Below are 10,134 nucleotides of genomic sequence, written 5' to 3'. Positions count from 1 at the left end.
GCAACGGCTCGATCACCGCCCACGATTCATCAGTCAGCTCATGACGACGCACCACGAACAGACCAACGACGCCGCCACTTTGCGGACACGACCTAGGACCTGGCCAGGGTTCGCGGTCATGGGTTCGCGGTCATGGTGCTCATATCGGCCCGGGTGTCGCGGCCGCGCTTCGCGCGCACCGAGACCGTGGTGGCCCTGGCAGCCGCCCTGTGCCGGCGGTTGCTCGCCCTCGCGATGTACGCGGAGGGCTACGACCTGGCTCCGAGCGCGCCGCGCCAGATGTCCGGAGACGCGGGCTGGGACATGTGATCCCGGGCCTCCCTCCTCGCCATCCTCGGCGTCGTCAGGAGGCTCCTGGATCTCCTCGGCCAGGCGGCCCCGTCAGCTCGCCGCCAGATCCTTGTGGATGACCTTGGCCACGGCCTGGATGGTGGCGATGCCGTAGTTCATCGTGCTGTTGCCGTGGGTCAGCACGGTCATCACGTAGTCGTGGCCGCCGCCCTTGAACGCGCCGACGCTGTGCACGCGCCACCCGTTGGTCGAGCGCTGCAGCCAGCCGTTCTTGACGGCCACGGTGACGCCCGAGGGCACGCCGTACGGGGTGCCCCAGCGCTGGGACGACACGACCTGGCCCATCAGCTTGATGATGTAGGCCCGGCCGTTGTCGCTCAGGACCGCGTTCTTGGCGGTGAGGAGCTTCAGCAGTTTCTGCTCGTCGGTGACGGTGATCTGGGTCAGGCCCCAGTAGCCGTTCGTTCCGGGCTTGGTCTGCGTCATGCCGGCGGCCGCGAGGAAGTTCTTGATCTTCGTCATGCCGAGCTGCTTCCACAGGGTGGAGGTCGCCGCGTTGTCCGACTTGGTGATCATCGCCTTGGCGAGGGTGTTCTCGCGGTCGGTGAGGTACCGGTTCGACTTCTTCGCGTCCCACAGCAGCGTGGCGAGGACGGTGACCTTGACGACGCTGGCCGAGTCGTAGGCCGAGCTCGCGCGCAGGGTGCACGTGGTGTTGGTGCTGCGGTCGTAGAGGCCGACGGCGACCGTGCCCTTGCGGGTGGCCAGCGCGGCGGTGATGTCCTTCTTCAGCTTGGTGGCCAGCCCGGCCTTGGCCGACGTGCAGGTCACGGCCGGAGGGGCGGCGGAGGCCGGCGTGGCGGCGGCTGTCAGCGGCACGAGCACGCCGGTACCCACGGCCGCTGCCAGCACTCTCGCGCGGCGGGATATCCCAGAAGTCATGCCCCCCTTGACTCGCGGACATGGTCGAAAGGTTGCACGGGCAGCGAGAGCTTGTACGAGTCGTTACCGGGAGCCGCCCGGCTTCACATGCGGCGCACGGCTTCGGCACAACGGCCTCCCACCGGAGCTCCCCACCACGCAGGGGTGACCTCGGCCGCCGAAATGGGCTCTGGACCGAGGAGTTGTCGGCAGGTGCCGCCCAAGCGCTCCGCCAAGGCGCCGCGTTGGCCCCCTTCCCGCCCTGCTCGCGATCCTCGCCCTGGCTGCGGTGCTCCACTCCTCGGCCGATCCGCCATAACCCCGCATGATCGAACGGCCCCCGACTTCTCCGTCCGGGGCCGTTCCCGTGTCCCCGATCATGGACACCGGTGTCCGGCGGACGGGTGAAGGGAAACGCAGCGGTGGGCTACTGCCTGGAGATGAGCACCGGCGACATGAGAACGGTGGTGCGGCTGCTCATGGCGGTGGAGCGTACCGAGCAGCAGGAGCGCACCCTCGCCCGGGTGCGCACGGAGTGCGAGCGGACCGACGCCCGCTTCCGGGAGCAGGGCATCGACCTGGACGTCTCGATCAGCCGGGCCCTGGACGAGCTGATCGACGGCACCCCGAGCACCGACCACTGCCCGGCGTACAGCTACGCCTTCTACCAGGCCGTCGCGGCGCACTTCTCCGACCCGGCCGACCTCGGCACCTGGCGCCGGCCGGCCTGGTTCCACGCCATGGACGACGAACTGGCCCGGCACGGCGTACCGTCCGACCTGCTTCCCGGCACGTTCCTGTTCAGCGGCCCGCCGCTGCGGCTGCCGCACCCCGGCGACGCGGTGCCCGCGATCGGCACCCTGCCGGCCCGGCGGGCCGCCGCCCTGGCCGATGCCTACGCCCGCGTGCTCGACCGGCTCGACCCCGAATTCCGGGGCCCGGCACGCCGGTTCGCCGATGCCCTGCGCTTCGAGGCGCGGGAGTGGGAGGGCGCGCGGCAGCTCGGGACGAACCCCGACACCCTGCTCTTCTGGCTCCACTGACCTCTGCCGGAACTCTTGACGCCGTCCTTCCCGCCGGGATACTTGCGGTCGACAGCGCGCCAACTGCCGTGTCATTCAAGGGCTTTGAGCGAACAGCGGCGCCGCTTGTCCGAGATCCCGAACGTCGTGCGAAGTTTCGCTGACCTCGTGACGACCACCCCCACAGGAGGATCCGCACATGAGACCACTCAAGGCACTCGTGAGCCCGCACAAGGCACTCGTGGCCGCCCTCACGGCGGCGCTGCTGGCCGGCCCCGGCGTCGCCCAGGCCGCGACTCCCCAGGCTCCGCCCGCCCCCGCCCGGGAACGCGCCGCGGCCGCGACCATCACCTGGTCCCTCGTCCGCGCGAGCAACCCCACCGCGGACCAGCGCTCGGCCTACGACCTCATCACGAAGGCCATGAACGCTGCGGTGGCCCGCTACAACAACCTCAGCGACCTGGGCAAGACGCTCACCGTCCGCTACGAACCGGGCGTTCCCACCGCCGACGGCAACATCAACGGCACGATCCGCTTCGGCAGCAACCGCAGCTACATGAGCGAGCGGACGGCCCTGCACGAGATCGCCCACACCATCGGCGTGGGGACCAGCTCGGGCTGGTCCCGCCTCGGCGGCAGCGGCACCTGGACCGGCGGCCAGGCCACCGCGCTGGTCAAGCAGTACGACGGCTCCGGCGCCAAGATCTCCACCGGCGGCGGCCACTTCTGGCCCTACGGCCTGAACTACGACAACGAGTGGTCGGGCACGGCGGCCGACCGCCATGTCCGCATCGTCGCCGCGATGGTCCGCGACGGCCTGTAGACGACCGGGCGGGGCCGGCGACCGGCCTGCGGGGAGCCCCGTGGCCGGCCGGCGCTCATCCCAGGTGCGTCGGCGTGAACATCCGCAGCACCGCCGGGAGCAGGACCACCGAGGGCCCGGGCGCGGCAAGCGCCTGCGCCAGGTCCTGCTCCAGGTCCTCCGGGCTCAACCAGGTGACGTTCAGGTCGTACAGGGACTGTTTTGGTACGTCAACTCGCGTAGAACACTACCGACTTGCCGGTTTCCGTCACCTGATTGCCATGCCAGATTCATTTACACGGCCGCATGTCCATGTCACTCTCCCGATTGCCGCCTCCGATCAACCCGCGTAGATGGGACCCCACATGCTGGCGACAACACGGATACGCCGATGGAAGCCCGTGGCTCTGGCCACGGCCGCCGCCCTGGCCGGCCTCACCGCGTCCACCCTGACCGCTACCCCGGCCGCGGCCACGACGACCGCGTACGACACGACGTACTACAAGAACGCGGTCGGCAAGACGGGCACCAGCCTCAAGTCCTCCCTGCACACCATCATCAGCAGCCAGACGAAGATCTCGTACTCCGCGGTCTGGAACGCCCTCAAGGTCACCGACCAGGACCCGAACAACAGCAACAACGTGATCCTGCTGTACAGCGGTGCCTCGCGCAGCAAGTCCCTCAACGGCGGCGACCTCGGCGACTGGAACCGCGAGCACACGTGGGCCAAGTCCCACGGCGACTTCGGCGAGGTGACCGGCCCCGGCACCGACCTGCACCACCTGCGCCCGGCGGACGTGCAGGTCAACAGCATCCGCGGCAACAAGGACTTCGACAACGGCGGCAGCACGGTCAGCGGCGGGGGCGGCAGCCTCACGGACTCCGACTCCTTCGAGCCGCGCGACGCCGACAAGGGCGACGTGGCCCGCATGATCCTCTACATGGCCGTGCGCTACGACGGCGGCGACGGCTTCGCCGACCTGGAGCCCAACGAGAGTGTCAACAACGGCTCCAACCCCTACATGGGCAAGCTCTCCGTCCTGAAGGCCTGGAACGAGGCGGACCCGCCGAGCGCCTTCGAGGAGCGCCGCAACCAGGCCATCTACGACACCTACCAGCACAACCGCAACCCGTTCATCGACCACCCGGAGTGGGTCGAGGCGATCTGGTAGCGACCATGGTCACTGAACTCCCTTCTTTTGCAGAGGGAGTTCAGTTCAGTCCGACCTGCCCAGGTGCGTCGGCGCGAACATCCGCAGCACGGCCGGGAGCAGGACCACCGAGGGCCCGGGCGCGGCAAGCGCCTGCGCCAGGTCCTGCTCCAGGTTCTCCGGGCTCGTCCGGACCCCGGGGACGCCGAAGGACTCCGCCAGGGCCACGTAGTCCGGCCGGGTCAATTCCGTCGCCGTCGCCTCGCCGAACGCGTCGTTCATGTACTCGCGCAGGATGCCGTAGCCGCCGTCGTCGACGATCAGCCAGGTGACGTTCAGGTCGTACTGGCGGGCCGTGGCCAGCTCGGCGATGGAGTACAGGGCCCCGCCGTCGCCGGAGACCGCGAGGACCGGGCGGGTCGGGTCGGCCGCCGCCGCGCCGAGTGCGGCGGGGAAGGCGTAGCCGAGGCCGCCGGCGCCCTGCGCGGAGTGCATGTGGTTGGGGCCCTTGGCGTCGAAGGCCGACCAGGCCCAGTACGCGAGGATCGTCATGTCCCAGAAGGACGGGGAGTCGGCGGGGAGCGCCCTTCGGACGGACGCCAGGACGTCCTGTTCCAGGGTGAGTTCCTGGGCGGCGATGCGCTCGCCGACCTTCGCGAGCACTTCCCGTACCCGCTCCGGGGCTGCGGGGTCCTGTCGTTCGGTCACCGTCTCCAGCAGCGCCTGCAACGCCAGTCGCGCGTCCGCGTGGATGCCCAGCGCGGGATGGTTGGACTCCAGCTTGCCGAGGTCCGCCTCGATCTGGATGACCCGGCCACGCGGCTTGAACGTGTGGTAGTTCGAGGAGAGTTCGCCGAGCCCCGAGCCGACGACCAGCAGGACGTCGGCGTCCTCCAGGAAGTCCGTGGTGTGCCGGTCCTCGATCCACGACTGGAGCGACAGCGGGTGCTTCCAGGGGAAGGCGCCCTTGCCGCCGGGGGTGGTGACGACCGGCGCCCGGAGCCGTTCCGCCAGCTGCCTCAGCTTGCCGGAGGCGTCCGCCCGGACCACTCCCCCGCCCGCGATGATGGCCGGGCGGGCCGCCTTCGAGAGCAGGTCGGCGGCCACGGCGGTCAGTTCGGGGCGCGGCGGCAGCTCCTCGGGGAAGGCGTCCCCGCCCGTCACGACGGGGATGGCCGTCTCGGCGAGCAGCACGTCCTGCGGGATCTCCACCCAGACCGGGCCGTGCGGGGCGCTCAGCGCCGACGTCCAGGCCGCCTCGATCGCGGAGGGGATCTGCGACTGGCTGCGGACGGTGTGGACGGACTTGACCACGCCTCGGAACGAGGCGGCCTGGTCCGGGAGTTCGTGGAGGTAGCCGTGCCGGCCGCCGCCGAGGCCGGCCCTCGGGACCTGGCTGCTGATCGCCAGCACGGGCGCGGAGGCCGCCGCGGCCTCCTGGAGAGCGGCCAGGGAGGTCAGGGCGCCCGGCCCCGTCGACAGCAGCAGCGGCGCGGCCTCACCGGTGATCCGGCCGTAGGCGTCCGCCGCGAACCCGGCGTTGTTCTCCACCCGCAGGCCGATGTACCTGAGGTCGGAGCGGCGCAGGGCGTCGAACATGCCGAGCGCGTGCTGGCCGGGCAGCCCGAAGACGGTCGTCGCGCCGAGCCCGGCCAGCGTCTCCACGACCAGGTCTCCGCCGTTGCGGCCGGGAGGAGGGTTGAGGGCGGCCTCCGTCTGGGCGGGCGTGGGGCGGAGCACCAGGTCGTGGTCGTGAGTCACTTGGCTTCCGAGTCCTTCCGGGCCGCGGCGATCTGGCGGGACATGATCGTGGTCAGTTCGTACGCCGTGTGGGACGCGGCCACCGACGTGATCTCGGCGTGATCGTACGCGGGGGCCACCTCGACCACGTCCGCGGAGACCAGGTTGCAGGAGGCCAGCCCGCGCAGGATCTCCAGCAGTTCGCGCGAGGTCATGCCGCCGGCCTCGGGGGTGCCGGTGCCGGGGGCGTGGGCCGGGTCGAGGCAGTCGATGTCGATGGAGATGTACAGCGGCCGGTCGCCGATGCGCTGGCGCAGCTGGTCGGCGACCTCGTCGGCGCCGCGCCGGTAGACGTCGGCCGAGGTGACGATGCCGAAGCCCATCTTCTCGTCGTCGGTGAGGTCCTGCTTGCCGTAGAGCGGGCCGCGGGTGCCGACGTGGGACAGGGCGGAGGTGTCGAGGATGCCCTCCTCGACCGCGCGGCGGAACGGGGTGCCGTGCGTGTACTCGGCGCCGAAATAGGTGTCCCAGGTGTCGAGATGGGCGTCGAAGTGCAGCAGGGCCACCGGGCCGTGCTTCTTCGCCACCGAGCGCAGCAGGGGCAGCGCGATGGTGTGGTCGCCGCCGAGCGTCATCAGGCGGGCGCCCGAGCCGAGCAGGTCGTCCGCGGCGGCCTCGACGGTCTCGACGGCCTCGTTGATGTTGAACGGGTTGACGGCGATGTCGCCGCCGTCCGCGACCTGCGCCAGAGCGAAGGGCGAGGCGTCCTGCGCCGGGTTGTACGGGCGCAGCAGCCGGGACGCCTCGCGGATCGCGTTGCCGCCGAAGCGGGCGCCCGGCCGGTACGAGACGCCCGAGTCGAACGGCACGCCGACCACGGCGACATCGGCCCGGCCGACCTCGTCCAGCCGGGGCAGCCGGGCGAAGGTCGCGGGTCCGGCGTACCGCGGGACGCGGGAGGAGTCGACGGGCCCGCGCGGAGTCTCGTTGCTGCTCATGAAGAAATGCCTTCTTTCCTACGCTTCATCGCGTGTGTACTGCTATGCACTGCTTGTTCTACGACTCTACTGGGGAGCCGCGACCGGTTCGGACGCGAGTTCGGGTGCCCGTCCGGCCAGCCGCTCGCGCCAGGCGGTGAGGACGGCGGCGTCGGTGGCCGGAGTGGCCAGGGAGACGGCCAGGTAGGCGGCCAGGGAGGTCAGCAGGCCGTAGTAGACGGGCTCGTTGGCGAGGATGCCGTAGGTCGCCATCAGCACGATGACCGCGAGTCCGCCGGCCACGACGGAGGCGAGGGCGCCGTACACCGTGCCGCGCTTCCAGACCAGGCCGCCGAGGATCGGCACCAGCAGTCCGCCGACGAGGAGGTTGTAGGCGACGGTCAGAGCCTCCACGACGTTGTCGATCGCGACGGCCGTGGCGATGACCGCGAGTCCCATCAACAGGATGAAGGCGCGGTTGCCCTTCACCTCGTCGTGGTCGCCCGCGGGCACCCTGCCGAGGCCCCGCAGCCGGGACCAGATGTCGTTGTTGGCGACGGTGGCGCAGGCGATCAGCGCGCCGGAGGACGTCGACATCACGGCGGCGAGGGCGGCGGCCAGCACCAGTCCGCGCACCCCGACGGGCAGTTCGTCCTTGACGATGGTCGCGAAGGCGTCGTCGGGGCTGCCGAGCTTCGGGTACAGCACCTTGGCCGCGGTGCCGATCACGGCACCGGCGAGGGCGTAGGCGAGGCAGTAGGTACCGGCGACGGTTCCGCCCCACTTGGCGGTCCGGTCGCTGCGGGCGGTGAAGACGCGCTGCCAGATGTCCTGCCCGATGAGCATGCCGAAGGTGTAGATCAGCACGTAGGTGAAGATCGTCTCGCCGCCGATGCCCAGCGGGTCGAAGTACTCGGTGGGCAGCTGCGCCTTCATCTCACCGAACCCGCCGGCCTTCACCACGGCGATGGGCAGCAGCAGGAGCAGCACGCCGATGGTCTTCACGACGAACTGCACCATGTCGGTCAGGGTGATCGACCACATGCCGCCGAGGGTGGAGTACGCCACGACGATCGAACCGCCGAGGACGATCGCGACCGTGCGGTTCATGTCGAACAGGACGTCGAAGATCGTGGCGTACGCGATGGTCGAGGTGACCGCGAGCATCAGCGTGTACGCCCACATGACGACACCGGAGACGACGCCGGCACGTCCGCCGCCGTAGCGCAGGTCGAGCATCTCGGAGACCGTGTAGACCTTCAGCCGGGCGATGCGGGCGGAGAAGAAGACGGACAGGGCGAGCAGGCCGAGGCCGATGGTGAAGACCATCCAGGCGCCGGACAGGCCGTACTGGTAGCCCAGGCCCACGCCGCCGATGGTCGAGGCGCCGCCGAGGACGATCGCCGCCATGGTGCCGGAGTACATGGCCGGGCCCAGACGACGGCCGGCCACGAGGAACTCGCTCTTGGACCGGGCGCGGCGCATGCCCCACCAGCCCATGGCCAGCATGCCGGCCAGGTACACGACGATGACGGCGTAGTCGACGGCCATGAGGGCCTCCTTCGATCGGTGTCGCCGGCGGGTGACGAGGACTGACCTTAGGTGGCCGGAAAGAGACTGCGAAGTGTACGTTTCATCCATTCGAGCCGGTGCTGTATGGAGGGAACGCACACCATGCCGGACCCGGCGGCTCCGCCCACCCCACCCGTCCCGCTGACCGCGCTGCTGGCCCGGGAGGACCTGGGCCTGCGGCAGCTCGCGGGGCCGCCCGCCGAGGAGGTGGTCCTCCACTGGGTGCACACCTCGGAGATGGCGGACCCGTATCCCTATCTGCTGGGCGGCGAGCTGCTGCTCAGCGCCGGCGTGCACATCCCGGGGGCGGCGGGCTCGGGGACCTCCTACTTCGACGACTACGTCTCCCGGATCGTGGCGGCGGGCGGCGCGGCCCTCGGCTTCGGGGTGGCGCCGGTGCACGACACCGTGCCGGAGGCTCTGGTCGCGGCCTGCGGCTCGCACGGCCTGCCGCTGCTGGAGGTGCCGCCCCGCACCACCTTCTCGGGCGTGGCCCGGGCTGTCTGGCAACTCATGGCCCAGGCCCGCCTGGCCGAACTGCGCCGCGTGACCGAGGCCCAGCAGAGACTCGCCGCCGCCGCGTCCCGCCCCGACCCGGTCCCCTCGGTGCTCCGGCAACTGGCCCGGCGACTGGGCGGATGGGCGGTGCTGTACGGGCCGGAGGGGACGGAGATCGCGAGAGCCGGACGGGAGGCCGGGGACGAGGCGCGGGGAGCGCTGACACGGCTGGCGGAGGTGGTCCGGCCCGCCGAGGGCCCGGGTGAGCGCCCCGCCCCGGCCTCCGCCACCGACTCCGTCAACGGGCTCCACCTCGCCGCCTACAGCCTGGGGGCCGGGCACGGGTTCGTGCTGGGCGTCGCCGCGGCGCGGCGGGCGCCCGGCGATCACACCGTCGCCTCCGTCGCGGCCGTCCTGCTGTCGCTGCTCACAGGGGAGCAGCAGAGCGGCACCGGAGCCGCCCGGTCCTCCGCGCTGGTGCGGCTGCTGCTGGGTGCGCCGCCCGAGGAGGTCGCGGCGCTGCTGGGCGACGGGCCCTGGATCGTCGTACACGCCCGGCCGGAGAGGGACGGCGCCCCCGACCCCGTCGCGGCCTCCGCGCTGGGCGCCGCGCTCGGGTCCGCCCTGGTCGACCCGGCGGACGACGCCGTACGCGTCCTGGTCCCGGCCGGCCGGGCACCGGCCCCGCTGCCGGGCTGGACCCTGGGCGTCAGCGCCGCCGTCGACCCGCACGACTGGCCCGCCGCCGACACCCAGGCCGCCCGCGCCCTGGCCCGTGCCCGAGCCACCCGGACCCCGCTGCTCCGGCACGGTCCGCGTCCCGCCTTGGCCGACCTCGTCCCGTCCGGCGAGGCGGCGGCCCACGCCCAGGCCCTCCTCGCTCCCGTCGCGGCCCACCCCGCGCTCACCGAGACGCTGCGCACCTGGCTCTCCCTGCACGGCAGCTGGGACCGCACGGCCGTCGCCCTGTCCGTGCACCGCAACACCGTGCGGCAGCGCGTCGCCCGCTGCGCGACGCTGCTGGAGACGGACCTCGACGACCCGGACGTACGGATGGAACTCTGGTTCGCGCTGCGGCACGTCTGAGTGGCTGCGGCATGTCTGAGTAGGTGAGCGGGGTCCCTCTGAGTACGTGACGCACGTCCCAGCGCTCGATACGC

At 71.4% G+C, this 10,134-nt stretch carries 9 protein-coding genes; 5 read left to right on the top strand and 4 right to left on the bottom strand.

The features are described from left to right. The first annotated feature begins 132 nt into the window (after positions 1-132). The gene (locus tag ABTX60_RS18515) at positions 133-309 is read left to right on the top strand and encodes a hypothetical protein (protein WP_352098090.1); all 177 of its coding nucleotides are present in this window, start codon (positions 133-135) and stop codon (positions 307-309) included. A 72-nt stretch (positions 310-381) separates the two neighbouring features. Here ABTX60_RS18515 and ABTX60_RS18510 read toward each other — a convergent pair whose 3' ends face one another. Next, positions 382-1,233 carry a serine hydrolase gene (locus tag ABTX60_RS18510; protein WP_352098089.1) on the bottom strand — a complete coding sequence of 284 codons (852 nt, stop codon included), beginning with the start codon at positions 1,231-1,233 and terminating at the stop codon, positions 382-384. A 383-nt stretch (positions 1,234-1,616) separates the two neighbouring features. Here ABTX60_RS18510 and ABTX60_RS18505 point away from each other — a divergent pair, with 383 nt between their 5' ends. The 3 genes from ABTX60_RS18505 (at position 1,617) to ABTX60_RS18495 (ending at position 4,208) form a co-directional block, all read left to right on the top strand. After that, positions 1,617-2,255, top strand: a complete 639-nt coding sequence (locus ABTX60_RS18505; RefSeq protein WP_352098088.1) for a DUF7691 family protein — start codon at positions 1,617-1,619, stop codon at positions 2,253-2,255. Between the two features lie 178 nt (positions 2,256-2,433). Next, a complete protein-coding gene (locus ABTX60_RS18500; RefSeq protein WP_352098087.1) occupies positions 2,434-3,057 on the top strand; it encodes a hypothetical protein in 624 nt (207 codons plus the stop codon). Positions 3,058-3,404: 347 nt separating this feature from the next. Beyond that, positions 3,405-4,208, top strand: coding sequence for an endonuclease I family protein (locus tag ABTX60_RS18495; protein WP_502992348.1), 804 nt, complete (start codon positions 3,405-3,407; stop codon positions 4,206-4,208). 45 nt (positions 4,209-4,253) lie between these two features. Here the strand turns inward: ABTX60_RS18495 and ABTX60_RS18490 are convergent, their stop codons facing one another. The 3 genes from ABTX60_RS18490 to ABTX60_RS18480 all read right to left on the bottom strand — a co-directional run bounded on the left by ABTX60_RS18490 (position 4,254) and on the right by ABTX60_RS18480 (position 8,455). Beyond that, positions 4,254-5,948 carry a thiamine pyrophosphate-binding protein gene (locus ABTX60_RS18490; RefSeq protein ID WP_352098085.1) on the bottom strand — a complete coding sequence of 565 codons (1,695 nt, stop codon included), beginning with the start codon at positions 5,946-5,948 and terminating at the stop codon, positions 4,254-4,256. Continuing rightward, positions 5,945-6,925 (bottom strand): agmatinase, encoded by a 981-nt coding sequence (gene speB, locus ABTX60_RS18485; protein WP_352098084.1) that lies wholly within the window; start codon positions 6,923-6,925, stop codon positions 5,945-5,947. Before speB ends, ABTX60_RS18490 begins: the two co-directional genes overlap by 4 nt. Before the next feature lie 66 nt (positions 6,926-6,991). After that, a complete protein-coding gene (locus ABTX60_RS18480) occupies positions 6,992-8,455 on the bottom strand; it encodes a sodium:solute symporter family protein (RefSeq protein ID WP_352098083.1) in 1,464 nt (487 codons plus the stop codon). Between the two features lie 123 nt (positions 8,456-8,578). Here ABTX60_RS18480 and ABTX60_RS18475 point away from each other — a divergent pair, with 123 nt between their 5' ends. Further along, positions 8,579-10,060, top strand: coding sequence for a PucR family transcriptional regulator (locus ABTX60_RS18475; protein ID WP_352098082.1), 1,482 nt, complete (start codon positions 8,579-8,581; stop codon positions 10,058-10,060). Positions 10,061-10,134: the final 74 nt, after the last annotated feature.

The sequence above is a fragment of the Streptomyces sp. NPDC126510 genome (assembly GCF_040302345.1).
Lineage (GTDB): Bacteria > Actinomycetota > Actinomycetes > Streptomycetales > Streptomycetaceae > Streptomyces.
The sequence above is the reverse complement of the archived record's forward strand: the minus strand, read 5'-3'. Positions and strand labels throughout refer to the sequence as shown.